The sequence below is a fragment of the Halomarina ordinaria genome, assembly GCF_030553305.1.
GTDB classification, from domain to species: domain Archaea; phylum Halobacteriota; class Halobacteria; order Halobacteriales; family Haloarculaceae; genus Halomarina; species Halomarina ordinaria.
This window is the reverse complement of sequence record NZ_JARRAH010000001.1, coordinates 858,979-883,844: the sequence shown is the minus strand read 5'-3', so window position 1 is coordinate 883,844 and position 24,866 is coordinate 858,979. Positions and strand designations below refer to the sequence as shown.

Sequence of the window (24,866 nt, the reverse complement as noted above, 5' to 3'; positions counted from 1 at the left end):
GACCCCCGGATGTCGGCGGGCGAGGGAGCTATACGTCCCACCCGACTATGCGAACGTATGACACGAGACGACGACCTGCGACTCCCGCGAGACAGCGTCGACCCGGCGGTGGAGACGAAGGCGCGACTGACCTGTCTCGCCTGCGAGGCGACGTTCCCGCGCCGCGAGGTGGTCTCCGAGGAGAAGGGTCGCCTCCGGTGTCCCGAGTGCGACTCGGCGGACCTCGAACGGGTGTCGACGGGGTGACCCGGCGGGAACGGGACTAGACGCTCGACTTAAGTAGCCCCGTCGACGCGGCCGGTAGCACGCGGCGTGGGGCCAGAACGAACGCCGGGCACGACCCACTGCCTCACCGTCGCTCGCGCCCCGCGACCGGCGTCCGCACTCGGGAGGGTCGCGAAGCCTCGGGCGGTCGCTGCCCGGCGAGACGACCGTGCTAGCCGGTGCGCTCATCGGGCGCAGACCGCTAGTAGGACCGTGAACGACGACGAGGACGACCTCGAACTCCCCCGCGACGGCATCGCCCCCGACCCGGACCGAATCGCACTGATGGAGTGTTTCACCTGCGGCACGATATTCCCCCGACACGACGTGAAGTCCGTCGAGAAGGGGACGCTGCGCTGTCCCGCCTGCGACGCGGAGAACGTCTGGAACGTGGACTGAGCGCGCGGACGCGACCGACCGCGCGTCTGCCGCGCGTCTGACGGAGGGTTATACCGGCGCGCGCGTACCTCGATACATGAGCGAGACCGAGACAATCACCGTCGCTGAAGTGAGCGACGGCCCGGGGAGCGCCGGGGACGTCGGCGCCACCGTCGAGATGCCGGCCGTCGAGTTGCTCACCGGCCGTGGCTTCGTCACCGGGAAGTCGGGGTCGGGCAAGTCGAACACCGCGAGCGTCGTCATCGAGAAACTCCTCGACCGGCAGTTCTCCCTGCTCATCGTCGACATCGACGGCGAGTACTACGGCCTGAAGGAGAAGTACGAGATACTCCACGTCGGCGACGACGAGGAGTGCGACATCCGCGTCGGCCCCGAACACGCCGAGAAGATAGCCGACCTCGCGCTCACCAACAACATCCCCATCATCCTCGACGTCTCGTCGTTCCTCGACGAGCGGGAGGCCGCCGACCTCCTCACCGAGGTGGCGAAACAGCTCTTCGCGAAGGAGAAGAAACTGAAGAAGCCCTTCCTGCTCGTCGTCGAGGAGGTCCACGAGTGGATACCGGAGGGCGGCGGCCTCGACGAGTGCGGCCGCATGCTCATCAAGATCGGCAAGCGCGGGCGCAAACACGGTCTCGGCATCACGGGCATCAGCCAGCGCCCCGCCGACGTGAAGAAGGACTTCATCACGCAGTGCGACTGGCTCGTCTGGCACCGTCTCACCTGGCGCAACGACACGAAGGTCGTCAAGCGCGTCCTCGGCAGCGAGTACTCGGAGGCCGTCGAGGACCTCGGCGACGGCGAGGCCTTCCTGGTGACCGACTGGTCGGAGGAGACCCGTCGCGTCCAGTTCCAGCGCAAGCGCACCTTCGACGCCGGCGCGACCCCCGGCCTCGACGACTTCGAACGCCCCGACCTCAAGTCCGTGAGCGCGGACCTCGTCGGCGAACTGGAGAGCATCAGCGACGAGCGCAGCCAGCGCGAGGACCGTATCGAGGAGTTGGAGGAGGAACTCCGCCAGCGCGAGGAGCGCATCCGGATGCTCGAACGCGACCTCGCCGACGCGCGGGACCTCTCGCGGATGGCCGACCAGTTCGCCGCCGCGCTGTTCGACCACCCCGGCCACTCCCGGATGGCCGCGGCGCGCCCCGAGTCCGACCAGGCGACCCTCGCGGAGACCCCCGGGCTGGAGTACCCCGAGGCGTCGGGAGGGGACGACGACCCGACCGGTCTCGACGCGCTCGACCTCCCGGCGTGGCCCACGCTCTCGAACGGCGCGAACGGGGACGGGACGGCCGAGACGAGTGACCCGTCGAGCGACGGTCGGGACGGGGTCGACGGTGCGGACGACCCCGACGGGGCGTCGCCACCCTCCGCGTCACCGCCGGCCGCCGAACGGCCCGTCGTCGAGCGTCTCCGCGAGTGCCTCGAGGCGATGGACCCGACCACCCGGTCGATGCTCGCGCGCTACCGCGAGCGCGGCCCGGCCTCGCCCATCGACGTCCACGTCGCCGCGGGCGGGTCGGCCGACCGCACCATCGCCTACAGCCGCAACAGCGAACTCCGGCGCGAGGGGTTCGTCGTCCACGAGGGGCGCGGGCGCTACGCCTACGCGCTCGACGAGCGCGTGGCCGACGAGTACGACGGTCGACTCCCGGACGAGGAGGTGACCGACGTCGTCGAGCGCGTCGAGCGCTACCTCGTCGGGGGACCGTGGCCGGTCGAAGCGGAGTGAGTACGGCTTTTTGTCCCGACCGGGCGACTCACGAGCATGGAACTGACGCTGTTCGGTCCCCTGCGCGGCGTGACCGGCGAGAAGACGGTCGAGGTGGCGGTGGCCGGCGGGACGGTCGGCGACGTCCTCGACGCGTTCGTCGAGCGCTACCCCCGTGCCCGCGACCAGTTGTTCGACGAGGGCGGGGCGCTTCGCCCGAGCGTCCGGGTGACCCGCGACGGCGAGCGCGTCACCCCCGACGACGCCGTCGCCGAGACGGACGCGCTGACGGTCTACCCGGCCATGCGCGGCGGGTCGCTCAGAGGTCGTACTGTGCCCTGACGAGGTCGGCGAGCCCGCGTTCCTCGAGGACGTCCATGGGCGCGAGCAGCGTGAGCTGGACGACGCCCGGCAGGCGGGCGATCTCCACGCCGCCGGTGAACGTACAGCGTCCCCTGACCTCGCCGACGCTCATGTCGAGGAGGTCGCTCGCGCGCTCGAAGGCGTTGTCCGTCGCGTCGTTGATAGTCGCACCGCTGCCGACGACCTGGATGGGGCCGAGGTCGTCGAGGTCGACGCCGTACTCCTCGGCCAGCGCCTCGCCCGTCTCGCGTTCCTCGCTGGAGATGGGTTTCGCGATGTGCGGGAGGTCCTCGACGTTCGGCAGGAGGAGCGGGCCGTCGATGTCGAGGTCCTTGATGACCTCCACCGTCAGCTCCGTCTTGCCGGCGACGTCCGTCGTGTGCAGGGAGAGTTCGCCGTCGCCCTGGTTCGCGTGGAGGTCGCCGACGTAGAGGCCGCCGCCGTCTACCTTCACCGGGCAGACGAGGACGGCGCCGGCGCGCACCTCGTTCGAGTCCATGTGACCGTCGGTGCGCTCGGCGAGTTCGGCCTCGTCGGCCAGCCCCCAGTCGTGGTCGGCGCCGACGAGGAACTGCCCGAAGTCGCCCGCGTTGTGCGAGTCCGGCAGTTCGACCGGCGGCGTCGTCCCGATGTTGCCGACGAACGGGCGGAGGTGCCCGAGCGCGCCGGGCATCTCGCTCGGCTTGTAGAGGAGGATGGGGTGCTGGCGGGAGTGCTCGGGGAGCGCCATCAGTTCGTGGGCGTTCTCCGCGAGCATCTCGGCGCCCTCTTCACCCACCGTGATGCCGATGGTTCGGTCCTCGTCGAAGACGACGGTGTAGCCGTACTCGAAGCCGAACGAGGAGGCGTTCGCGCCGCACTCGGCGCACCTGATGGCGTCCTCGCCGGTCCCCTCGACGACGCTGTCGGGCCACTCGGCGCCGCACTCCGGACAGCGGTGGTCGACGAACGGGTCGTCGCTGAACGCCCCCTCGCGTTCCGCCATGCTGCCCGTACTGGTGGCGACGCTCGTCACCTCCACGTCCTCGATGTGGACGGCGATGGCGTCGCCCACCTCCGCGCCCTCGACGGCGATGGGTCGCGTCACCTCGTGGCCGCCGCGGAACGAGGGCGTTATCATCGGCCCCCAGCACCCCGGCGGCGTGTGGGTCCGGACCGTCCCCCCGTCGGCGACCGTCCCCGCCCACTCCTGGTCGGGTCCGACGAGCCCGAGCGTGAACTGGTCGACCGAGAGCTCCTGTTGTACCTCGCGTTGTGCCATAGCATCCCACCAGTCGGGCCGACGGGCCAAAAGGCTGCGTACGGCGGCGTCAGATGCCGGAGACGAGGTCGCGGAGGGCGGCCTCGGGGTCGTCGGCCTTCGCCACGCCGCTGGCGAGGAGGACGCCCTCGCTTCCCAGGTCACGGGCGGCAGCGAGGTCGTCGCCCGTCGAGATACCCGCGCCGCAGAGGACGGGCACGTCGTCGTCGACTCGCCCGGCGGCGGCGACGGCCTCCTCGACGACGTCGGGGTCGGCCTGACTCACCGGCGTCCCGGTCCCGATGAGTTCGGGGGGTTCGACGGCGACCATGTCCGGACCGAGCGCGGTGACGGCGCCCACCTGTGGGGGGTTGTTCGCGCAGACCACCGTCTCGAGGCCCGCGTCCTCGGCGGCGCGCAGGCCGGCGTCGATAGCCGCGAGTCGCAGGCGGCGCTCGGAGTGGTTGAGCAGAGTACCGACCGCGCCGGCGTCGGCGACGGCGCTCGCGAGCGTGCTCCCGGTGTGGCTCCCGTGGTCGACGCCGCTGACGTGCTGGGCCCACGTCTCGACGCCCGTCGCCGCGACGGCAGAGAGGTGGGCGGCCTGCGGGGCGACGGCGACGCGCGTCCCGGTGTCGTCGGCGACGGTCGCCGCCGCCTCCGCCACCGCGACCGGGTCACAGGGGTACGCCTTCAGGTTGACGAGAACGAACATGGTTCACAGGCAGGGGGAGACGAGAAAAGCGTACTCCTTCCGCGCTCAGTCCTTGCGCTTGACGACGTCGCCGAGCGTGTACGACCCCGTCGAGGAACCGCCCTCCCACTCCGTGTCGTCGAGGCTCCCGCCCTCGGTGAGCGTGATGTCGAGTTTCCGTTCGAGCTTCGCCTGGACGTCGTCGCTCGGGAGGATGTCGCCGCGTTCGAGTTTGCGGACGAGGCTCGCCTTCTCGTTCAGTTCCTTGGCGAGTTCCTCCTGGGTGAGGCCGGCCGCCTCGCGGGCGGTCCGGATGCGCGCGTCGTAGTCCTGGACGACCTCGTCCATCTCGTCGAACATGTCGCGACGGCGGCGCGTGCCGCCGGAGCCGCCGGCGGAGGAGCCGCCGGAAGAGGACGAACCGCTCGACCCCGAGGACCCGGTCGAGTACTTCGTCGACGAACTCGAGGACTGCTGGGTCCGGACCTCGGTGCCGAACTCCGCACAGTCCGAGCAGACGTCTATCTCCGCCCCCTCGATCTTCACCGTCTTCGGCGACGAAGTCTCCGCTCCGCACATCTCACACTGTGCCATGCAGGGGCTTTGCCACGCCGGCGTATAAATGGTGCGCTGACGGACCAGTCCGGACGTCAGTGGAGCGCCCGCAGCGCGTAGTAGAACCGCTGGAGGGCGGTGACGTGGCCGACCACCGCGAAGAAGACGAGCAGCCAGCCGACGACGGTGAACCCCGCGAGCGTCCCGGTGACGAACGCCGCGAACGTCCCCGCGAGGCCGATGAGCGCGAGGCGGTCCGCGCGCCCCACGAGCCCGCCGTAGACGCGGTCGAGGCCCACCGCCTGCGCCTGCGTCCCGAGGTAGGAGGTCATCAGGACGCCCGTCACGGCCGCGAGGCCGACGGCCCAGCGCCCGACGCCGGCGGTCAGCCCGACGAGCATCACGATGTCGGCGTAGCGGTCGAGGACGTGGTCGAGCAGGTCGCCCGCCCGCGAGGCCGTGCCGAGGCGTCGCGCGAGCGCCCCGTCGAGCAGGTCGAGCCACCCGTTGAGGAAGACGAGGACGGCGCCGACGAGGTAGAACAGCGGCGTCTCGCCCCCGAGGGCGAACGCCCCGCCGGCCGCCACGGCGAGACCCATCGCGACGACGCTCACCGCGTCGGGCGTCAACCCCAGTCGTTCGGAGACGGTGACGAAGGGGTCGAGCGCGCGGTTCGCGACGGGTCTGAGCTGGTCGAGCGTCATAGGTACCCCGCGAAGTCGACCGTCCCCGCCGACGGCTCGCGCTCGCCCCTGACGACGGCGGCGACGGCATCGGCGACGTCGTCCGGTGAGCGGTCGGTCGCGTCCACCTCGTAGACGGCGTCGAACCCGTGGCGCTCGACCGCTTCGGCGAGGACGACGTCGAGCGCCTCCGCTTCCGCGTTCTCTCTCGCCTTCGCGGGCGTCTCGCCGCGGTCGGTCAGCCGTCGCTTCAGTTCGTCGGGCCGACAGCGCACCACGACGACGCGGTCGGCGTCGAGGTGGTGCGCGAGGTGCGAGTCGACCAGTTCGACGTCGGCGTCGGCGCGTTCGTCGAGCCACCCCGCGAGGGCGTCGAGGTCGGCGTAGAGGCTCCCCCGGTCGGGGTCCGCGCCGTCGTGGAACCCCTCCTCGCGAATCACGTCGTTGAGGTGGACGACGCGCAGTTCCTCCGCGCCGTCCCAGGCGTCGGCGAGGCGGTCGGTCGCGGTGGTCTTGCCCGTGCCGGGCGTCCCGGTGACGGCCACCCTCATGCGACGTGGTTGACGACGCTCACGGCTCGTTTCGTCCCCTCGCGGGTGCCGCAGGTGATGCGCACGCAGTCGGGGAGGCCGAAGCTCGTGCAGTCGCGGACGACGACGCCCTCGCGCCCGCAGGCGTCGGCGACGGCGCTCGCGTCGCCTACCTCCGCGAGCACGAAGTTGCCCGCGCTCTCCCACGTCCGGGCGTCGAGGTGGTCGTGCATGTACTCGCGCGCCCAGCGCGCCGCCTCGACGCTGCGCTCGACGTGCCCCTCGTCGTCGAGGGCGGCGAGGCCGGCGCGACAGGCGAGTTTGTTCGCCGCGAACGGCGTGTTCACCCGGGCGTAGGCGTCGGCCCACGCCGAGGGCGCGAGCAGGTAGCCCAGTCGGAGGCCGGCGAGGCCGTACGCCTTCGAGAAGGTGCGCAGGACGGCCACGTCGTCGCGCTCGCGGACGAGGGCGACCTTGCTCGCCGAGTCGGCGAACTCGGCGTACGCCTCGTCGACGACGACGAGCGTCTCCTCGTCGGTTCCCTCCGCGATTTCGACCACGGCGTCGGTCGACACCTCGCTCCCGACGGGGCTGTGTGGGCTGATGAGGTAGACGATGCGCTCGCCGTCGTAGGCGGAGAGGACCCGCTCGGGACGCTGTGCGAAGTCGTCGTCCTTCTCGATGGGGTAGGTGCTGGCGGTGCCGTGGTGGTAGCGCGCGCTCATGGCGTAGTAGGAGAACCCGGGCGTCGGGACGAGGACGCCGTCGCCGGGCGAGAGCAGCGCCCGGTGGAGGTAGTCGAGGGCGCCGTCGCCGCCGGGGGCGAGCCACACCTGTTCGGCGTCGACGGCCCACCGCTCGGCGAGGCGCTCGGTCAGGTCGGCGTGCGACGCCTTCGGGTAGGTGTTGACGCTGCACGCGGCGGCGCGAATCGCGTCGACGGCCTTCGGGCTCGGACCGAGGGGGTTCTCGTTCGAGGAGAGCACGAGGAGGTCCTCGGGGTCGACCCCGAGTTCCCGGGCGACCTCCTCGTTCCCCCGCCCGGCCTGGTAGACGCTGTAGGCGGAGAGGTCACGCGGCTGCATACGGGAACCTGCGGACGCGGCGCCTTAAGCGTGCGCAAGCCGTGTCGCCCCGGCTCACGGGCGCGTTCCGAACCGTTCTTCCCGCCCCCGTCCTTCGATTCCGATATGTCCGCCGTCGACACCGTCGCGTACGTGGTCCACCTCCTGTTCGCCGGCCTCTGGACCGGCGCCGTCCTCTTCGTCACCGTGAGCGTCCTCCCGCTCGCGGAGCGCGGGGACGTCCGCCCGGAACCCCTGTCGTACCTCACCGACCGCCTGACGACCGTCTCGCGCGTCAGCGCCGTCGCGCTGTTGCTCTCGGGCGGCCACATGGCCGGCACGGGCTACACCGTCGAGTCGCTGTTCGGCAGCGGCCGGGGGCACCTCGTGCTCACGATGGTCGCGCTGTGGCTCGCGCTCGCCGCGCTCGTCGAGATAGGGGCGGGGCGGATGCGCCGGGGCCTCGGCCGGTCGAAGGTCCGCACACCCGCGAACGACGCGAAACCGTTCTGGCAGGCGGGGTCCGCCGTCGCCCTCGGCCTGCTCGTCGTCGCCGGCCTGCTCGCCGGCGGCCTCCCGTTCTGAGTCAGAGGTCCTCGTCGACGTGGTCGGCCACCTTCAGCGCGAGCGCGGCGATGGTGAGCGTCGGGTTCACCGCGCCGCCGGTCGGGAAGACGCTGCTGGAGGCGACGGTGAGGTTCGCCACGTCGTGGGTCCGCAGGCGGGCGTCGACGACGCTCCCCTCGGGGTCCGACCCCATCCGGGTCGTCCCCATGTGGTGGGCCGCGGGGCCGGTGTTCTCGGGACCGACCTCCCACGTCACCTCGGCGCCGAGTTCGTCCATGACGGCGCGTTGAATCTCGTTGGCACGGGCGAGCGTCCGCCGGGCGCGCTCGCCCACCGACCACTCGACTCGCGGGACGGGGTTGCCGTGGTCGTCGGTCCGCTCGGGGTCGAGCGTCACCCGGTTCTCCTCGCGCGCTCGCTGGCCGACGAGCGCGCCGAGGGCGACGTTCGAGCCGTACTCCCGGCGGATGCGCGAGAGCAGGGCGTCGCCCCAGTCGTCGCCGTCGAGCGCGATGCGGACCGGCGACGGCGCGCCCGTCGTCGAGGGGCCGGCGTAGTTGAGGAACTCCAGTTTGATGGGGCCGAGGTCGGCGTCGCTGCCGGGTATCCCCCGCGTCTCGGCGCCGGGGTCGTCGTAGAACTGGTGGGACTCGGCGGTGAGAAAGCCGATGTCGTTCTCGCTCACCGCCCGGTCGAGGCGCCCGCCCATCCCCGCGAACAGGTGGTCGTTGAAGAACCGCCCCACGAGGCCCGAGGAGTTGGCCAGGCCATCGGGGTATGCCTCCGACGCGGAGAGCAGGAGGAGGCGGGGCGTCTCGACGCCGCCCGCCGCGACGACGAACTGTCGCGCCTCGACGGTCCGCTCCTCGCCCTCTCGCACGTAGACGGCGCGGGTGACGCGCTCGCCCGAGGCGTCGGTCTCGAGGCGCTGGACGGGCGCCTCCGCGAGGACGGTCGCCCCAGCCTCCTCGGCGGCCTCGACGTGGCGCTCGGCGGTGTACTTCGCCCCGGAGGGACAGACCGGTTTACAGGTCCCGTAGCCGACGCACGCCGAGCGGTCGTCGTACTGCTCGGAGTTGCGGGCGTTGCCGACCGAGTGGGTGGCGATGCCGAGGGTCTCGCACGCCTCGGCGAACAGGGCGTCCGTCTCGGAGGGCGGGAAGGCGGGCATCGGGTGGGACTCCTCTCGCGGCGGGCCGAACGGGTTGTCGCTCGCGCCCGCCACGCCGAGTTCCGCCTCGGCGGCGGCGTAGTACGGCCTGAGGTCTGCGTAGGAGATGGGCCAGGCGACGTCCTCGCTCCCGTCGAAGTCGGACTCGTGGAGTCGCATCACCATCCCCTGCCAGTGGAGCGAGGAGCCGCCGATACCCTTCACGCGCGTGCTGTTCAGCGGGTAGAACCGCTCGGGCGCGCTGAAGGCGTCGCGGTCCCCGCCCATGTCCCACACCGACAGCGCGTCGTGACCGGGGCGGATGGCCTCCTCCATACGCTCGAGTCGGGCGTCGGGGTCGAAGCGTGGCCCTGCTTCGAGGACCGTCACGTCCCGGTCGCGCGTCGCCAGGCGGTGGGCGACGAGCGCGCCCGCCGGACCGGAGCCGACGATACAGACGTCGGTCACGCCTGGTAGGCCTCCGTCCCGCCCGGGTGGCCGACCGGGTTCTCGTTGCCGGCGAGTTCCGCGCCCGTCGGCGAGGCGTAGAACGCGTAGAGCAGTTCGTCGACGACGTAGTAGCGCACGCGCTCGGCGCGCGAGCCGTCGGGGACGGCGTCGGCCACGTCCGCGCCCAGTTCGCGCAACAGCGCGTCGCGCGTCTCGCGGTCGAGGGCGGCGAACGAGTCGTCGTACCACGACCGGGCGGCGGCCTCGACCTCGGAGAGGGCGTCGTCGAGGCCCTCGCGGTACGCCTCGCGGTCCTCGACGCGCCCCAGCGAGTAGGACTCGACGAACGACTCGATACCCTCGACGTCGCTCGGGTAGAGGACCTCCGCCGCGGCGACGAGCGTCCCGAGCGCCTCGACACCTCCCTCGTCCGCCGCTGCTCGGTCCCCCTCGCGCGCGAGGTGGGCGACGCCGCCGCCCGCGACGCCGAGGCTCGCGAGCGCGACCAGCGCGTCCCGGCGCGTCAGCTTCATACACGCGGATTAGGCAGACCTAAACTTATGGCTTGCCACCTGTCCCCGGGCGCAGTCTTACGCCCGACCACGGCGACGTCGGGGTATGGACGACCTGCCGGACCCCGGGTTCGTCGACGCGCCGGCCCGCCTCGTCGGGGAGGTCGAGGGGTTCCTCGATGGTTACGTCAGGGGGCGTGAATCTCGTTCCGGAGCGTGCCGACGCCCTCGACGTCCACCTCGACGGTATCGCCGTCGGCCAGCGGTCCGACGCCGGCGGGCGTCCCCGTCGAGATGACGTCGCCGGGCACGAGCGTCATGTACCGCGTTATCTCCTCGACGAGTTCCGGGATGGAGAAGATGAACTGGTCGCGCGTGCCGTCCTGTCGGAGTTCGCCGTTGACCCGGAGGCGGACGTGGGCGTCCTCGGGGACGCGTTCGGGTTTGGCGACGACGGGTCCCATCGGGGCGGCCTGGTCGAAGGCCTTCCCGCGCACCCAGTTCTGCTCGCGGTCCTGGTCGTCGCGGTTCGAGATGTCGTTGAGACAGGTGAAGCCGGCGACCACGTCCATCGCGTTCTCGGCGTCCACGTTCCGGCACCGGTCGGCGATGACGACGGCGAGTTCGGCCTCGTGCTCGACGCGCTCTTTGCCCGCCGGGAGCGTGATGCGCTCGTCGTGCGCGGCGACGGTGTTCGGCGGTTTGAGGAACAACATGGGCCGGTCGGGGACCTCCGCGTTCCGCTCCGCGGCGTGGTCGGCGTAGTTCCGACCGATGCAGACGATCTTGCTCGGCTCACAGGGCGGGAGGACGTCCACCTCGCTCGCGTCGAACGTCTCGTCGCCGAAGGTGAGTCGGCCGCCGTAGTGTTCGCGTGCCAGTATCTCCTCGCCCGCGGTGCCCGTCCACTCGCCGCGGCGGACGTTCCCCGCGGCGTCACGGAAGCGAACGTATCGCATGGCCCACTCATCCGGGCGCGAGGCGTTAACCCTTCGGACTCGTACCGGCCCCGTTCCGGGCAGCGACGCCCGCGACGCGTACCGTTAAGTTGCTCTCGGGCGATGTCCCGCCCGTCATGGAGCTAACCTGGCACGGCCATTCCACCTGGTACGTCGACGTCGACGGGACGACGCTGCTCGTCGACCCCTTCTTCGACAACCCGAAGACCGACCTCGACCCCGCGGACGTGGAGTCGCCGGACTACCTCCTGCTCACCCACGCCCACGCCGACCACATCGCCCACGCGGGCGAGTTCCCCGACGCGACCGTCGTCGGGACGCCCGAACTCACCGCCTTCGTGAGCGACGAGTTCGGCCACGAGGAGACCATCGGCATGAACCTCGGCGGGACCGTCGAACTCGGCGACGCCTACGTGACGATGCACCGCGCCGACCACACCAACGGGACCAACACCGGCTACGAGTACGACGTCGGCATGCCCGCTGGTTACGTCGTCAGCGACACGAAGCCGACGCAGGTGTCGGACGAGGAGTCGACGACGTTCTACCACGCCGGCGACACCGGCCTCATGACCGAGATGCGCGAGGTCGTCGGGCCGTACCTCGAACCGGACGCCGCCGCGCTCCCCATCGGCGACCACTTCACGATGGGACCGTGGCAGGCCGCCATCGCCGTCGACTGGCTCGACGTCGACTACGCCCTCCCGATGCACTACGACACCTTCCCGCCCATCGAGCAGGACCCCGAGGACTTCGCGCGCGAGGTGAGAGCGACCGGGAGTTCCGCGGAGGTCGTCGTCCTGGAGGGCGACGAGACGTTCACGCTGGAGTGAGTCGGCCGGCGCGCTCGACGTCCGACCGTGACGTCGACGCGCGGACACGAACGACGCACCTTTTTGTCCGCTCGCACCGAGCCACGAGACGCAATGGCGGACATCTCCACCACCAGTACGTCAGAGGAGGGCTACACGACCGTCAGTCGCGCCGGCGACTACGAACTCACCATCGACGCCACGGGCGGCGACGGCCCGGACCCCAACGCCGTGCTCGTCGCCGACTACGCCTCGTGTTTCATCCCGGCGTTCCGCGTCGGCGGCCAGCAGGAGGGCCACGACGACCTGGGCAAGATAACCGTCGAGTCGGAGGCCGACCTCGACGACGACGACGACCTCACCGCCATCCGCTTCGAGATGCACGTCGAGGCCGACCTCGACGACGAGACCTTCGACGCCATCGTCGAGCGCGCGGAGGGCATCTGTCACGTCCACTCGGCGCTCCGCGAGGAACTCCACGCCGACATCGACGTCCACGGCGGCCAGTTCTGACCTGAACTCCCCCCGTTCTTTCGACGCCGACCCGAGAGCGGCAGCGCCGGGCGTCGCGTTCGAGGAGAGGGACGTTCGGAGGAGGGACGAGCGGAGCGCGCGCTCAGGTGTCCCGTCGCGCCCGGAGGACGAACGTCTCGCGGCGCTCGCTGCCGTACTCGACGGTGAAGCCGGCGTCGGTGAGCTGGCGCATCGCCGTCGCGAGCGAGAACCGCTCGTCGGTCGGCGGTCCCTCCTCGCCCGCGCCGGACGCCGACCAGTCGGCGACCCCGAGGAGGCCGCCGGGGGTGATCGTACGCGCGAGTTCGGCGAGCGCCGCCTCGCTCGCGAACTCGTGGTAGGTCATCGTCGAGTACGCCCCGTCCAGTTCGTCGTCCTCGAACGGCAGGTCCTCGACGTCGGCGACCACGAACGTCACGTTGTGCGGGGCGCCCTTCTCGCGGTAGTACTCGTGCATCGCCTCCTGGACGTCGACGGCGTAGAGCGTCCCGACGTGGGGGGCGACGTCGTCGGTGTAGAAACCCGTCCCGCTGCCGAGGTCGGCGACGGTCTGGTCGGCCTCCGGGTCGAACAGGGCGAGCAACTCGTCGAGCGAGAGGTACTGGTACCGCTCGGGGTCCTCGAGGTTGTCGGCCCGCCCCACGTCGAAGGTGTGAAAGCCCATACTGACTCTGTGTGGCGGGCCGATATAACTCCGTTCGCCGCGGCCGCGCGTCGACGCGGGATTGATAGCGCTGGGCGGCCATCCCTCGGGTATGGCGACCATCATTCCGCCGACGGAACGGACCTGCGAGCGCTGCGGCCGACACGACGTCTGGGACGCCGACGGGGAGAACTGGACCATCGACGAGGCGGCAGGGGACCCGCACTGCCTCCACGAGTGGGACATCAACGGGACGTACAACCCGTTCGGGGAGTGACGTGCCGACGGTCTACGTCACCGCCCCGACGGACGCCGCCGAGGCCATCGCGAGCGCGCTCGTCGAGGAGGGCCTCGCCGCCTGCGTCAACGCCGTCCCCTGCTCGTCGACCTACCGGTGGCGAGGCGACGTCGTCCGCGACGAGGAGGTGATACTGCTGGCGAAGACCACCACAGAGCGCTACGACGCCCTCGAAGCCCGCGTGGTCGACCTCCACCCCTACGAGGTGCCGTGCGTCGAGCGCTTCGACGAGGCGGCCGAACTCGACGCCTTCGCCGCCTGGCGCACGGAGAGCGTCCGGTAGGTGGAGTCTCCGGTTTCACGGGGTTTATTATCGTCAGTGGGTGTGTCGGTGTATGGGCAGTCGTCGCGGCGAATCGACTCGCGGGAGGGGGGATGTTGCGTAACACGCTCTGTCGGGACCTGACCGGCCGGTTCGTCGGCTGCGACGGCCGGCCGGACCGAGCGACCTGTAGCTTCCACGACGAGCCCTGCTGTCTGCGCGCCGGCGACGTCATCCAGCTCGAAGTCGAGCGCGTCGACGGCGTCTGGTCGCCGCTCTTCCACCGCTGCGAGCGCCACGCCGTCGCGGTCTTCCCGCAAGAACACAGCCTCTACGGGACGCCGCAGGTGCTCGTCTCGACGCGGCTCGACCCCACGGGAGCGCACCTCCCGGGGACGAACGAGTACGTCCCCGACGCGCTCACCGTCGGTACCATCGACATCGTGGACGTCTCGCCGGCCGACGAGGGCCTCCGTCCGCGCTGTTAGTCCGCGTCGAACTCGGCGAACGTCCGGTCGTGGAGCGCGTCGGCGACGTGGTCCATGAGCGTCCGCAGGTTGACCGTGTCCGCGCGGTTGTACGAGACGAGCGTCTCCAGCGACTCGTCCGCCCCGCGTTCGTACTCCCGCCAGAGGCGAATCGCGTCGTACCCCGAGAGGTCCGGGCGGTCGCGCTCGATGCCGACGTCGCGCTCGACGGCCTTCAGCCCGCCCGTGAGGTCGAGTCGCTTGCACGGGTACATGAGGTCGATGTGGGGGGCGTCGAGCGAGAGGTCGAACGTCGTCTCGAGGAAGGGGACGTCGAAGCGCTTGCCGTTGAACGTCACCAGTAGCGAGGCGTCGCCGAGCGCGTCCGCGACGGCCTCGCGGGTGAGCGGGTCGCCGACGAACGGGTCGGGGTCGTTGACGAGCGTCCGCGTCTCCCCGTCGCGGTGGAGGCTCACCGTCGTCACGTCGTCGCGCGAGTGCGAGAGGCCGGTCGTCTCGATGTCGAAGAAGCAGGCCTCCTCGCGGAAGTTCTCGTAGAGGCGCCACTGGTGGGCGCTCGGGAAGGCCGAATCGAAGTAGCGCGCGTTCCCGGCGTCGAGGTGGGTCCGGCCGTCCTCGATGAACGCCGCGATGCGCTCGCCGGTGGTCTCGCCGACGGCGTCGCGCTCGAAGTCGTCCCAGTGAGTGATGCCGCGTTCCCACAACCGCCGCTCGGTCCGCTCGCCGACGCCCGCCACCGGAATGAAGCTGTTCTCGATTCGCACGGCTACCCGGACGGCGCGCGAGGGACTAAACCCTCCGGATACCGGGCGGTCACTCCCGCGTGACGGCGACGCCCGCGACGCGAATCTGGCGGGCCACCTCCGCGGGGAGGCTCTGTCGCCCCGTCTCGCCGGTGACGGTCACCATTCCGAAGGGGGCGATCTCGGCGACTTCGAGTTCCGTCCCCGGTGCGACGCCCGCCTCCGCGAGGTAGCGCAGTTCCTCGTCGGTGCGGTGGCGGACGCGCTGGACGACCACCCGGTCGCCCACCTCGCACTCGTCGAGACGGTGGCCGGGGACGTCCTCCGGCGGCGCGAGGTCGGTCCCCGGGATGGGGTCGCCGTGGGGGTCGACGGTGGGGTCGCCGAGCGCCTCGGCGATGCGCGCCTCGAAGCGCTCGCTGATGTGGTGTTCGAGGCGGTCGGCCTCCTCGTGGACGTCGGTCCACTCGTAGTCGAGCGCCTCCGCGAGGTACGCCTCGATGAGGCGGTGGTGACGGATGACCTCGATGGCGACCGTCTCCCCCTCGCGGGTGAGGCGCACGCCCTTGTACTTCTCGCGCTCGACGAGGCTGCGCTCCTCGAGTTTGTCGAGCATGCTCGTCACCGTCGGCGGCGTCACCTCCATGCGCTCGGCGATGGCGGACGTCGAGACGCGCTCGGCGCGGACGGGCGCCTCGCTCGGAGGGTCTCCGCTCGTGGTGCCGGTGGCCGCGTCCCGCTGGAGGAGGTAGATGGCCTTCAGGTAGTCCTCCATCACGTCGCTCAGCATTGCCGATACTCGGCTCTCCCCCGGTAAAACGGTTCCCCTGTCCGCTATCGGTTCCCGCCGTCCGGGGCGGCGGGCGCGGGGTCCTCCCCGGCGTCGACCTCCGAGGCCAGGTCCAGGTCGTCCGTGTAGCGGTCGATGGCGACGACCAGCACCCCGCCGACCAGCGCCGCGGCGAGGACCGGCAGGGCGCGCGCCGGCGTCCACGCGCCGACGTTCCCGAGGACCTGCTCGGCGGGGTAGCGAAGCGCCCCGACCATCAGGCTCACGAGGAAGGTGAGCGTCGCCGCCCGGTAGTGCGTCAGGGCGTACTTCACGACGTGGGCGATGGTCAGGAGGCCGGCGACGGCGCCCACGCCGAAGACGGCGACGACGCTCCCCGCGGCGACGAGCGCGCTCGCGTCCCCGCCGGTGACCAGTGCGAGCAGCGCGTCGACGAACGTCGACAGCGTCTCGGTGAGGTAGATGTACTGGCCGAGCAACAGCAGGATGAACGCCCCGGAGATACCGGGCAGTATCATCGCGCAGATGGCGACGGCGCCCGCGACGGCGACGACCGGGAGCGTGTGCGGGAGCGCGCCCGCCACCTCGCCGGCGACCACGAACGCCAGGACGACGCCCGCGAGGCCGGCGAACGCCCGCCGCGGCGTGCTCACGTCGACCTCGCCGTAGAGGACGACGGCGCTCGCGGCGATGAGACCGAAGAAGAACGCGAACAGGAGGGCGGGGAACGTCTCCTCGGCGTACTCGACGGCGCGCGAGACGGTGACGAGCGCCGTCACCACGCCGAGGCCGAGCGCCGCGAGGAACCAGACGTCCATCTCCACCAGGCGGGCGCGCAGGCGCGCTCGCCCCTCGGCGCGAATCGCGCCGGGGACGAGCGCCAGCGCGCGCGGGTCGAGTTCCGTGATGGCCGTGATGAGGCGTTCGTAGATACCGGTGATGAGCGCGATGGTCCCGCCGGAGACGCCGGGGACGGCGTCGGCCGCCCCCATCGCGATGCCCTTCAGGTAGATACCGACCCACTCTCGGAGTGCCATTTCCTTATCCGGCGCGGGCGAGCGCCATGTCGGTTCCGACCGACGACGGCGCCGTCCCCCCGGCGGCCTCGCTCGGCGACGGGAGCGCGTCGGCCGGCGTGGCGGGGTTCTGCGTCACGTTGGTCCCGTTCCCGTCGGTCTCGGTCGCTCCCTCCTCGAGTGCGACCTGTACCTCGCCGTCGTCCTCGCCGATGACCTGCCCCTCGGTGACGTCCGCGGTGGTGTTCCACGTCGTCGTGGCCGTCGCGTTACCGTCGCCCTCCTGGGTGAACGCGACGAACTCGTACGGGCCGGTCGCGCGGACGCTGACGTTCGTGTAGCCCTCCTCGGTCCCCCACTCGTCGTACCCGGTGGTGGAGTAGGGGAGCGTCATCTCGAAGTCGCCCTGGTCGTCGGTCTGGGCCTGCTGGGCGTAGGTGAACGTCTCCCCGTTGGGCATCTCCAGTTGGGCGCGCGCCGTGACCGTCGTGTTCGCCGGGCCCTCCCCGGTGACGTTCGCGCCGTCGACGCGCTCGAACGTCTTCACCCACGGCGTCTGGCGGTTGTTCTCCTCGCTGACGTGGACGAGGCGGTAGTGTTCGAGCGCCGGGATGCGCTTCGTGGGAACGCCCTCGAGGCCGCCGATCTGTGCCGTCCCGTCCTCCTCGACGAACGCCTCGGCCTCCTCCATCGTGTCGAAGTACCGGACGAGGTCGGAGGCGTTGTCGGGCGGCGTCAGGCGGGTGGTGCCGTCGGAGAACTGCCGCGGCTCGTAGTCGACGACGGGGACCTGCCCGCTCGGCAGGCGCGGGGCGGCCGCGCTCCCGTGGAACGTGAACAGCTTCGTGCGCATGCTCTCGTAGTGGCGGTCCTGGTGCATGTTGAGAATCGTCTGTCCCTGCTGGCTGTAGACCGGCCGGTAGAGGTTCCGGACGCCGACGTTCTCGCCGTCGTTGTAGAAGACGGTCGGTGCGAAGTACTTGTCAGAGTTCGCCTGCGCCAGCTTCCAGTCGAGCATCACGTAGCGGGTGTTCTGGTCGCCCTCGGTGACGAGTTCGTTCGCGCGCGTCTCGTTCGGCGCGAGCAGGTAGTTCGCGGCCGCGGTGGCCCCCTGCTGGAACGGATTGGCGTTCGGGATGCGCTCGCCGTCGACGGTGATGAAGTGGCCGTAGTCCCACCACGACATCACGCCGTAGGTGCCCTCGCCGTAGTCGAAGTCCTCGACGCGGTCGTACTGGCCGTAGTACTCCATCGGTTCGCCGTCGGGGTTGGCGTACTGACCCTCCTCGGGGGTGTTCTCGTCCATCCACTCCAGGCTCCCCTGCCAGTTTCGGACCTCGCCGGGGCCGGTGGCCTGGCCCGTCTCGGTGGCCTGCAGCGCGAAGCCGCTGGCCGTGAACGGGACGACGAGGATGATGACGACGGTGGCGACGACCATCACCTGGGCGGCGTCGACGTCGGTGAGTCGACTCCGCTGGTCGAGGCCGATGAGGCCGAACACCTCGCCGACCAGCGCCGCGGTGAGCGTGGCGACGGGCACCGCGAGGTAGTAGTCGAAGCGCACCTGCGTGAGCGCGGCGAGCGCCATCATCGCGGTCCAGACGATGACCAGCAGTCCCTCCCCGCGCGGGTCGTCGCTGAGGAGGTAGCGCCCGAGCAGGACCAGCGCGCCGACCAGCGCCGCGTAGAACGCGAGGCCGTAGGAGCCGAAGAAGAACGCCCCCCACTCGCCCCGTTCGACGGGCTGGGCCTCGCCGACGGTGCGCGCCTGTGCGCTCGCGTCGAGGCCGAACACGCGGAGCGCCTGCTTGACGAAGTAGTCGTAGAGGTCGGGCGTCGCGAGCGCCACGACGGCGACGGCCAGGAGGACCGTCCCGACGATGACGCCCGGGTAGGCGAGGGGAGTGAGGGCGCGCGCCTCGAACACCCGCGCTAGCGCCGCCATGACGACGAGACCGGCGGCCAGCGCGAGCAGGAGGAGCGGCTGGAGCAGCGAGAAGTCGGTCGCGGTGAGTTCGAACGTCGAGACGCGCACCACCATCATGAGGGCGGCGACGACGAGCATCACGACGCCCGCGATGGCGACGTGTTCGGGGCTGTGTCCCCGGAGGAAGACGACCACGAGGTGGACGAGGAAGAAGACGCCGAGGATGACGGCGATGACGACGCCCGGCGGCCACACCCAGAGGTAGAGGGCGATGGCGACGCCCGCGAGCGTCGCGTAGAGGAGCGTCGCCCTGAGGGAGTCGAACTCGCGTTCGGTGAACTGTTCGTAGACGGGTTTCTCGCGCTCTGCGACGCTCACGGCGACGACCACGCCGAGGACGGCGATGGCCTGGAAGAGCGCCTCGGCGGCGTGGTGGTCGGAGAAGCCGACGAGCGAGCGCCAGAGGAACGCCCCGGGGAACAGCGCGAGGACGAGGACGGCGACGACGCCGACGAACCGGCCGCCGAAGCGCTTGGCGAGGTAGTAGGTCGGGACCGCGGTCAGCGCGCCGATGACCGCCGGCGCGAACAGCAGCGTGACGGCCGTCGCCTCCGACTGTGGCCCGGGGTAGACCAGTCCCACGCCGATGGCGGCGGTGGCGACCAATTGGTCGTAGAACGTCCCGAACTGGCCCGAGGCGGTGCCGTAGGGGTAGAACGTCCACGGGTCGAACGGCATCGTGAACGGCCAGTTCTGGACGGTGTAGGAGGTCTGGCGGAGGTGGTACCAGGCGTCGTTGCCGTCGAACAGCACCCGCCCGTCGACGAAGAAGCGTTCCCATGACTGGACCCTGACCCAGAGCATGTACGCGAAGAGGAGGGCGAGCACGGGGATGTGGTACAGCGACTGCACGCGGTCGAGGACCGCGTCCGCGTCGAACGCGAACCGGTCCTCCCGCTCCGTGCGTTGGCTCATTGACCAGAGGGAGTCACAACGCGGTCATAAGCCTTCTGACCTCGTGTCGGAACTGAAAGAAATACACTCGACGACCCGTCGCCCTCGGATGGACGACCGGTGAGGTGCGGTGCGGCTTTCGACGGCCCGTCCGTACGAGGGTCCCCCGGACGATACACTTATCATGATGGAAGTTGACACGTGCCACGGTGATTGCTCATGGCAGAGAACTGGACACTCAGGGGGGACTACGTCGAGGCCTGCAACTGTGACGTAGCCTGCCAGTGCATCTGGATGGAACCACCGGACGACGGCGTCTGCTCGGCCTCGCTCGCCTGGCACATCGAGGAGGGACGGTACGGCGATACCGACCTGTCTGGACTCAATACGGCGTTGCTCATCCGCACCGAGGAGGGCGTCATGTTCGCCCCCGGCACCGTCTGGAACGTGGTGCTCATCGTCGACGAGGCGGCCGACGACGACCAGCGGGCCGCGCTCGAGGACATCTACCTCGGCCGGGCCGGCGGTATCTTCGGTGCCGCCGCCGACGCGCACGTCGAGCGCGCAGAGGTCGCGGCCGCGCCCTTCTCGTTCAGACGCGACGGGACCGACTTCTCGGTCGAGGTGGGTGACGTCGTCTCCGTCGAAGTCGTCGGAAAAGGCGGCTTCAACGACGAAGTCGGTACGATTTCCCCCCATCCACTGACGGCGAGTCAGGAACTCCACACGGGGAAGTCGACGCTCGCGACCGTCTCCTACGACGACGAGTACACCTGGGACGTCTCCGAGAACAACGCCTACCTCGGCGACTTCGAGCTGGCCAACGCCTGAGGGCACGGCTCCCGCTTCGACCATGTCGATTCGAGAGGCGGTCGGCGGTCGGGGCTCCCTCGCGGACCTCCCTGTCGTCGCACTCGTCACCTACGTCGTCGCGCTGCTCGCGTGGCTCGCGCTCGTCTACCGCTGGCTCCCGATGCCGGGCGGGGAGATGGACGCGCCGATGCGGATGTCGAGCGCCGGGGCACCGGAGGCGATGGCGCTCTCGAACGGTCTCTCCGGCGTCGTCCTCTACCTGCTCATGTGGGGCGTGATGATGGTCGCCATGATGTACCCCTCGTCGGTCCCGCTCTTCGGGCTGTACTACCGGACGCTGGAGGGGACGTCGCGGACGGGGAAGGCCGCACGTGTCGGGGCGTTCATGTTGACGTACGCGCTGGTGTGGACCGTCGCGGGCGTGGTCCCGCTCGTCGTCAACGCGGTGGTGCCCATCGCCACCCTCGCCGACGAGTACACGGGCTTCCTGCTGGGCGGGACGCTCGTCCTCCTCTCGGCCTACCAGCTCTCCCCCTACAAGTACCGGTGTCTCCGGTACTGTCGCTCGCCGCTCGGGTTCCTCATGAGCCACCACCGGCCGGGGGTCCGCGGTGCCGTCCGGACGAGCTGGGAGTTCAGCACGTTCTGTGTCGGCTGTTGCTGGGCCCTGTTCGCGTTCATGGTCGTCGTCGGGTCGATGAACCTCCTCTGGATGGCGCTCATCACGGTGGTGCTCTCGCTCGAACGGGTGGTCGCCTGGGGCGAACGGCTGGCTCGCGGCGTCGGCGTCGCCGCCGGGGTCGCGGGAGTCGTCGTCATCGCGGCCACGCTCGTCTGACGCTCGAGGTCGGACGCGGGATACCGTCCCTCGGATCCGCGGGCGACGACTGGCGGACGACGCGACGGGTCGAAGGGGAAACGCCATAACCCTCCCCCGGAGAGTGTCGGTCATGCGCGTCTCGGTCGTCGTCTGTACGCACACCACCGACCGTTACCCTGACCTCCGAGAGGCCGTCGAGAGCGTCCTCGCGGGTACCTACCGGGACCGGGAGGTCGTCGTCGTCAGCGACGGGAGCGAGGCCGTCGCGGCCCTCGCGCGCGAGGACTACGCCGACCACGACGACGTGACGGTCCACCTCCAGTCGGAGAACAGGGGACTGCTCGCCGCCCGGAACACGGGCGCCTCGGTGGCGTCCGGCGACGTCGTCGCCTTCCTCGACGACGACGCACTCGCCGACGAGCGCTGGCTCGAGGAACTCGTCGCGGCCTACGACGCGGACGAGGACGTCCGCGCTGCGGGCGGCAAGATGGTCCCCGAGTGGGTCGCCGGCAAGCCCACCTTCCTCCCCGCGGAGTTCTACTGGCTCGTCGGCGTCACCCACCGCGGGTTCGCCGACGGACCGGGCGAGGTGCGAAACACCTTCGGCTCGAACATCTCGTTTCGCGCGGAGGTGTTCGAGGCGTTGGGAGGGTTCGACACCAATATCGGCGGGCGGAAGGGCGACAGGCACCTCCAGGGCGGCGAGACGGAACTGTGCGCCCGCCTGCGCGACGAGTACGGCGCCGGCGTCTACTACACCCCCGACGCGCTCGTCGCGCACAAGATATTCGACTACCGGACCGACCCGGCGTGGCTCGTCCGGCGGGCGTTCTGGCAGGGCTACTCCAAGCGCGGGATGGAGGTGTTCGTCCCCGCCTCGACCGGCGAGGAGGGGGCGTTCCTCGGCGACCTCCTCACCGACTTCGTCCCGAGCCGACTCTGGGACTTGCTCACCGGTCCCTCCCGGACGAAAGCCCTCCAGTTGGTGACGCTCGTCGTCCTCACCGCGGCGGTGGGATTCGGTTACCTCTACGGCTACGCCAAGTGGCGCTAGTCAGACGTCCGACTCGCTCTCGTGGGTCCAGACGAGGTCGAAGTAACGGTTGAGCCCGGCGACGAACGCGCCGTTCTCGGTGATGACCGCCTGTCTGAGGTGGTTCGGTACGTCGTCCTCCTGGACGAGGAGGATGGCCGTCCCGTCGTCGTACTCCATCGTCGGGTCGGCGAGCGTCCCGCGGAAGGGGAGCGCCTCGCGGCTGAACCGCACGCCGACCGCCGGGAACTCGCGGTCGAGGCGCTCGACGACGGCCCGCTGTCGCTCGCGGTTCTCCGGCGTGAGCGCGTCCGGGTGGCGCATGACGACACGGACGTCGAGGTCGCGGTCGACGGCGTCCGCGAGCGCCTCCTCGACGCTGTCGATGTACTCGAAGGCCTTGGTGAGCACGCGCACCCGCTCGTCGGCCGCGTGGTAGATGCGCCGGGTCTCGCCCTCGCTCGGTTCGCCCACGTCGACGACGTGGAACAGTTCTTCGGCGGGCGTGGCCGACTCCTCGGCGTGTTCGAAGCGCGGGCCGAACTCCGCGAGGAACGCCTCGCGCTCGTCCTCGAGGTCGCTCACGAACCGCTCGTACGCCTGTCGTCTGTTCTCCTCGGCCCGGTCGAGTATCTCCGCGGGCGAGCGCGGCACGTACTGCTTGGGTCGGCCCGGGATGACCTTCACGTACCCCTCGTCCGCGAGCGAGTCGAGGACGCCGTAGATGCGCGCCTTCGGGATGCCCGTCGCCTCCGCGAGGTTGGGTGCGGTCGTCCGACCGAGCGAGAGCAGTTCCGTCAGCGCGGTCCGCTCGTACTCGGTGAGGCCGAGTCGCTCGAACACCTCGTCGCTCATGGGGGTGAGTCACCGTGGTGTGACCGTAAGCGCCCCGGTCGCACGCGACGCGCCCGTCGTGCCACCTGCCCGAAGAGTTATATTCACGCGAGCTGATTTACTCGACGACCGAGTAACCATGACGCCCAACGAGCCTCCGACCGACGACCCCAGCGACGACGACCGGCGCCACTTCGACGGCCTGGCGGACGGCTGTGGCTGCACCGAGGTGTGGGAACACCTGAGCGAGCGGCGGGGGGAGGCGGCGACCGATGCGGAGACCGACGTCGGTGCGGACCGAGAGGTCGTCGAACCGACGCGGTGAGCGGCGCTTCGACTCCCGGTAGCGCGGCTCACGGTCGGCCGAGGGGTTTTTGCGGGTCCGTGGTAGATTTCCCTCAATGACCGACTCGCAGGTGTGCGTCCTCGTGCCCACCTACCAGGAAGCCGAGACCATCGGTGAGGTGGTCGACGGCTTCACCGAGCAGGGGTTCGACAACGTCCTCGTCGTCGACGGCAACTCGACCGACGGCACCCAGGACGTCGCCCGCGAGCACGGTGCGCGCGTCATCGAGCAGTCCGGAACGGGGAAGGGGCAGGCCGTCCGCGAGGCGCTCCAGTACATCACCGCCCCGTACGTCCTGATGATAGACGGTGACGCGACGTACGACCCGCGCGACGCCGAGCGGATGCTCGAACCGCTGCTCGAGGGCTACGCGGACCACGTCATCGGCGACCGCTTCGCCGAGATGGACGACGGGGCGATGACCTGGCTGAACGGCTTCGGCAACCGACTCATCAACACCGTCTTCGAGGTGGTCCACGGCCGGGACTTCGCGGACATCCTGAGCGGCTATCGGGCGTTCACGATGGACTCGGTCAGGCGCTTCGAACTGACGGCCGACGGCTTCACCATCGAGACGGAACTGGCCGTCGAGTGCGTCAAACACCGGGTCCCGACGGCCGTCGTCCCCGTCCGGTACCACGCCCGCCCGGACGAGTCGGACACGAACCTCAACCCGTTGAGCGACGGTGGGCGCATCATCTTCGCGCTCTACGCGCTGACGAAGACCAACAACCCGCTGTTCTACTTCGGCAGCGTCGGTCTACTCCTCGTGCTGTTCGGGGGAGCCATGGCCGGGTACGTCGGCTTCGAGTGGTTCACCCAGCGCATCTCCCACGAGGTGCTCGCCATCGTCGCGGGTATCGCCATCCTCCTGGGGACGCAACTGCTCGCCTTCGGGTTCCTCTCGGACATGATCGTCGCGGTCAACCGCGAGCAGACGCGGCGTCTCGAGGAACTGACCGACCGCCTCGAGGTCGAATCGCCGTCGTCTCCCACCGACTCCGCGGTGCGCCGCACCGACGGGGCCGGCGTCGGGGAGGCCGCGGAGGGGTACGAGCGCCGACCGCTAGAACGGGACGAGCGAGCGTAGCCGACCGAACAGCCCCGGCGCGGAGTTCCGACGCTGCGCTTCGAACACCGGGTGGAGCGCGTTGAGGAACTCGCGCTCGGAGTCGAACCGGGTCGCCTCGACGTCGTCCAGCGCCTCGGCGACGGTCATCGTCCGACCGGACCCGTCGTAGGGGACCGCCTCGTCGCCGATGGCCGCCCGGACGGTCTCGACGTCGGCCGGGAAGCCGAGGTCGGCGTGCTCGAGTCGTTCGTCGAGCGCGGCGATGCCGAACGCCAGCGTCTCGGGGGTGTCAGTGGAGTCGTCAGTCGGTGGTCGAACGCCCATAGCGGGGGGTACGGACGAAGCCCCCGAAAACCCT

General features: G+C 70.3%; 31 protein-coding genes. 15 read left to right on the top strand and 16 right to left on the bottom strand.

Features of this window, described 5'->3' with window-relative positions:
• The first annotated feature begins 57 nt into the window (after positions 1-57).
• The 4 genes from P1Y20_RS04860 to P1Y20_RS04845 all read left to right on the top strand — a co-directional run bounded on the left by P1Y20_RS04860 (position 58) and on the right by P1Y20_RS04845 (position 2,719).
• Positions 58-246 (top strand): hypothetical protein, encoded by a 189-nt coding sequence (locus P1Y20_RS04860; RefSeq protein ID WP_304447533.1) that lies wholly within the window; start codon positions 58-60, stop codon positions 244-246.
• Between the two features lie 231 nt (positions 247-477).
• Positions 478-663, top strand: coding sequence for a hypothetical protein (locus tag P1Y20_RS04855; protein WP_304447532.1), 186 nt, complete (start codon positions 478-480; stop codon positions 661-663).
• A gap of 76 nt (positions 664-739) precedes the next feature.
• Positions 740-2,398 (top strand): ATP-binding protein, encoded by a 1,659-nt coding sequence (locus P1Y20_RS04850; protein ID WP_304447531.1) that lies wholly within the window; start codon positions 740-742, stop codon positions 2,396-2,398.
• A 36-nt stretch (positions 2,399-2,434) separates the two neighbouring features.
• Entirely contained in the window at positions 2,435-2,719 is a 285-nt protein-coding gene (locus P1Y20_RS04845; protein ID WP_304447530.1) for a ubiquitin-like small modifier protein 1, read from the top strand.
• Here the strand turns inward: P1Y20_RS04845 and P1Y20_RS04840 are convergent.
• From P1Y20_RS04840 to hisC, 6 genes are read right to left on the bottom strand one after another with little or no spacing between them, the layout of a single operon-like run.
• Positions 2,697-4,001 (bottom strand): acetamidase/formamidase family protein, encoded by a 1,305-nt coding sequence (locus tag P1Y20_RS04840; protein WP_304447529.1) that lies wholly within the window; start codon positions 3,999-4,001, stop codon positions 2,697-2,699. The genes P1Y20_RS04845 and P1Y20_RS04840 overlap by 23 nt on opposite strands.
• A gap of 49 nt (positions 4,002-4,050) precedes the next feature.
• Positions 4,051-4,695, bottom strand: coding sequence for a triose-phosphate isomerase (gene tpiA, locus P1Y20_RS04835; protein ID WP_304447528.1), 645 nt, complete (start codon positions 4,693-4,695; stop codon positions 4,051-4,053).
• A gap of 45 nt (positions 4,696-4,740) precedes the next feature.
• Positions 4,741-5,268, bottom strand: a complete 528-nt coding sequence (locus P1Y20_RS04830) for a multiprotein bridging factor aMBF1 (RefSeq protein WP_304447527.1) — start codon at positions 5,266-5,268, stop codon at positions 4,741-4,743.
• A gap of 56 nt (positions 5,269-5,324) precedes the next feature.
• Positions 5,325-5,933 (bottom strand): CDP-alcohol phosphatidyltransferase family protein, encoded by a 609-nt coding sequence (locus P1Y20_RS04825; RefSeq protein WP_304447526.1) that lies wholly within the window; start codon positions 5,931-5,933, stop codon positions 5,325-5,327.
• Positions 5,930-6,463, bottom strand: a complete 534-nt coding sequence (locus tag P1Y20_RS04820) for an adenylate kinase family protein (protein WP_304447525.1) — start codon at positions 6,461-6,463, stop codon at positions 5,930-5,932. Before P1Y20_RS04820 ends, P1Y20_RS04825 begins: the two co-directional genes overlap by 4 nt.
• Positions 6,460-7,527 (bottom strand): histidinol-phosphate transaminase, encoded by a 1,068-nt coding sequence (gene hisC, locus P1Y20_RS04815; RefSeq protein ID WP_304447524.1) that lies wholly within the window; start codon positions 7,525-7,527, stop codon positions 6,460-6,462. The genes P1Y20_RS04820 and hisC overlap by 4 nt, the downstream gene beginning before the upstream one ends.
• 105 nt (positions 7,528-7,632) lie before the next feature.
• Here hisC and P1Y20_RS04810 point away from each other — a divergent pair, with 105 nt between their 5' ends.
• Entirely contained in the window at positions 7,633-8,091 is a 459-nt protein-coding gene (locus tag P1Y20_RS04810; RefSeq protein ID WP_304447523.1) for a CopD family protein, read from the top strand.
• Between the two features lies 1 nt (position 8,092).
• Here P1Y20_RS04810 and P1Y20_RS04805 read toward each other — a convergent pair whose 3' ends face one another.
• From P1Y20_RS04805 to P1Y20_RS04795, 3 genes are all read right to left on the bottom strand, one after another.
• Positions 8,093-9,691 (bottom strand): GMC family oxidoreductase, encoded by a 1,599-nt coding sequence (locus P1Y20_RS04805; protein ID WP_304447522.1) that lies wholly within the window; start codon positions 9,689-9,691, stop codon positions 8,093-8,095.
• Complete coding sequence (locus P1Y20_RS04800; RefSeq protein ID WP_304447521.1) at positions 9,688-10,206, bottom strand: gluconate 2-dehydrogenase subunit 3 family protein; 519 nt, start codon at positions 10,204-10,206, stop codon at positions 9,688-9,690. Before P1Y20_RS04800 ends, P1Y20_RS04805 begins: the two co-directional genes overlap by 4 nt.
• A gap of 167 nt (positions 10,207-10,373) precedes the next feature.
• Positions 10,374-11,144 (bottom strand): fumarylacetoacetate hydrolase family protein, encoded by a 771-nt coding sequence (locus tag P1Y20_RS04795; RefSeq protein WP_304447520.1) that lies wholly within the window; start codon positions 11,142-11,144, stop codon positions 10,374-10,376.
• 116 nt (positions 11,145-11,260) lie between these two features.
• Here P1Y20_RS04795 and P1Y20_RS04790 point away from each other — a divergent pair, with 116 nt between their 5' ends.
• Both P1Y20_RS04790 and P1Y20_RS04785 read left to right on the top strand, forming a co-directional pair.
• Positions 11,261-11,977, top strand: coding sequence for a metal-dependent hydrolase (locus P1Y20_RS04790; RefSeq protein WP_304447519.1), 717 nt, complete (start codon positions 11,261-11,263; stop codon positions 11,975-11,977).
• A 93-nt stretch (positions 11,978-12,070) separates the two neighbouring features.
• Positions 12,071-12,469, top strand: a complete 399-nt coding sequence (locus tag P1Y20_RS04785) for an OsmC family protein (RefSeq protein WP_304447518.1) — start codon at positions 12,071-12,073, stop codon at positions 12,467-12,469.
• Between the two features lie 103 nt (positions 12,470-12,572).
• Here the strand turns inward: P1Y20_RS04785 and P1Y20_RS04780 are convergent, their stop codons facing one another.
• Positions 12,573-13,133 carry a class I SAM-dependent methyltransferase gene (locus tag P1Y20_RS04780; protein WP_304447517.1) on the bottom strand — a complete coding sequence of 187 codons (561 nt, stop codon included), beginning with the start codon at positions 13,131-13,133 and terminating at the stop codon, positions 12,573-12,575.
• A 91-nt stretch (positions 13,134-13,224) separates the two neighbouring features.
• Between P1Y20_RS04780 and P1Y20_RS04775 the strand changes: the two genes are divergently transcribed.
• The 3 genes from P1Y20_RS04775 (at position 13,225) to P1Y20_RS04765 (ending at position 14,160) form a co-directional block, all read left to right on the top strand.
• Entirely contained in the window at positions 13,225-13,389 is a 165-nt protein-coding gene (locus tag P1Y20_RS04775; RefSeq protein ID WP_304447516.1) for an HEWD family protein, read from the top strand.
• Position 13,390: 1 nt separating this feature from the next.
• On the top strand, positions 13,391-13,693 hold the full coding sequence (cutA, locus tag P1Y20_RS04770) for a divalent-cation tolerance protein CutA (protein WP_304447515.1): 303 nt from the start codon (positions 13,391-13,393) through the stop codon (positions 13,691-13,693).
• A 92-nt stretch (positions 13,694-13,785) separates the two neighbouring features.
• The gene (locus P1Y20_RS04765) at positions 13,786-14,160 is read left to right on the top strand and encodes a hypothetical protein (RefSeq protein ID WP_304447514.1); all 375 of its coding nucleotides are present in this window, start codon (positions 13,786-13,788) and stop codon (positions 14,158-14,160) included.
• On the opposite strand, the gene P1Y20_RS04760 is transcribed toward P1Y20_RS04765, so the two are convergent.
• The 4 genes from P1Y20_RS04760 to P1Y20_RS04745 are packed head-to-tail and all read right to left on the bottom strand — an operon-like array spanning position 14,157 to position 19,611.
• Positions 14,157-14,924 (bottom strand): ribonuclease H-like domain-containing protein, encoded by a 768-nt coding sequence (locus tag P1Y20_RS04760; protein WP_304447513.1) that lies wholly within the window; start codon positions 14,922-14,924, stop codon positions 14,157-14,159. The two genes, P1Y20_RS04765 and P1Y20_RS04760, sit on opposite strands and share 4 nt — an antisense overlap.
• A gap of 49 nt (positions 14,925-14,973) precedes the next feature.
• Positions 14,974-15,693, bottom strand: coding sequence for a metal-dependent transcriptional regulator (locus P1Y20_RS04755; RefSeq protein WP_304447512.1), 720 nt, complete (start codon positions 15,691-15,693; stop codon positions 14,974-14,976).
• Positions 15,694-15,737: 44 nt separating this feature from the next.
• Positions 15,738-16,730: a DUF368 domain-containing protein gene (locus tag P1Y20_RS04750; RefSeq protein ID WP_304447511.1), complete on the bottom strand. Its 993-nt coding sequence runs from the start codon at positions 16,728-16,730 to the stop codon at positions 15,738-15,740.
• A 4-nt stretch (positions 16,731-16,734) separates the two neighbouring features.
• Complete coding sequence (locus P1Y20_RS04745; protein ID WP_304447510.1) at positions 16,735-19,611, bottom strand: oligosaccharyl transferase, archaeosortase A system-associated; 2,877 nt, start codon at positions 19,609-19,611, stop codon at positions 16,735-16,737.
• Positions 19,612-19,809: 198 nt separating this feature from the next.
• On the opposite strand from P1Y20_RS04745, the gene P1Y20_RS04740 reads away from it, so the two are divergent.
• The 3 genes from P1Y20_RS04740 to aglG all read left to right on the top strand — a co-directional run bounded on the left by P1Y20_RS04740 (position 19,810) and on the right by aglG (position 22,277).
• Positions 19,810-20,421 carry a DUF1326 domain-containing protein gene (locus P1Y20_RS04740; protein ID WP_304447509.1) on the top strand — a complete coding sequence of 204 codons (612 nt, stop codon included), beginning with the start codon at positions 19,810-19,812 and terminating at the stop codon, positions 20,419-20,421.
• A gap of 22 nt (positions 20,422-20,443) precedes the next feature.
• Positions 20,444-21,241 carry a DUF2182 domain-containing protein gene (locus tag P1Y20_RS04735; RefSeq protein ID WP_304447508.1) on the top strand — a complete coding sequence of 266 codons (798 nt, stop codon included), beginning with the start codon at positions 20,444-20,446 and terminating at the stop codon, positions 21,239-21,241.
• Between the two features lie 112 nt (positions 21,242-21,353).
• On the top strand, positions 21,354-22,277 hold the full coding sequence (aglG, locus tag P1Y20_RS04730) for a glucosyl-dolichyl phosphate glucuronosyltransferase (protein ID WP_304447507.1): 924 nt from the start codon (positions 21,354-21,356) through the stop codon (positions 22,275-22,277).
• Here the strand turns inward: aglG and P1Y20_RS04725 are convergent, their stop codons facing one another.
• The gene (locus P1Y20_RS04725; protein WP_304447506.1) at positions 22,278-23,111 is read right to left on the bottom strand and encodes a TrmB family transcriptional regulator; all 834 of its coding nucleotides are present in this window, start codon (positions 23,109-23,111) and stop codon (positions 22,278-22,280) included.
• A 118-nt stretch (positions 23,112-23,229) separates the two neighbouring features.
• Between P1Y20_RS04725 and P1Y20_RS04720 the strand changes: the two genes are divergently transcribed.
• Together P1Y20_RS04720 and aglJ are read left to right on the top strand one after the other, a co-directional pair.
• Positions 23,230-23,415 carry a DUF8595 family protein gene (locus P1Y20_RS04720; RefSeq protein ID WP_304449498.1) on the top strand — a complete coding sequence of 62 codons (186 nt, stop codon included), beginning with the start codon at positions 23,230-23,232 and terminating at the stop codon, positions 23,413-23,415.
• Positions 23,416-23,491: 76 nt separating this feature from the next.
• Positions 23,492-24,526, top strand: coding sequence for an S-layer glycoprotein N-glycosyltransferase AglJ (gene aglJ / locus P1Y20_RS04715; RefSeq protein WP_304447505.1), 1,035 nt, complete (start codon positions 23,492-23,494; stop codon positions 24,524-24,526).
• Here aglJ and P1Y20_RS04710 read toward each other — a convergent pair.
• Positions 24,503-24,832 (bottom strand): DUF5789 family protein, encoded by a 330-nt coding sequence (locus tag P1Y20_RS04710; RefSeq protein WP_304447504.1) that lies wholly within the window; start codon positions 24,830-24,832, stop codon positions 24,503-24,505. The two genes, aglJ and P1Y20_RS04710, sit on opposite strands and share 24 nt — an antisense overlap.
• Positions 24,833-24,866 lie beyond the last annotated feature (34 nt).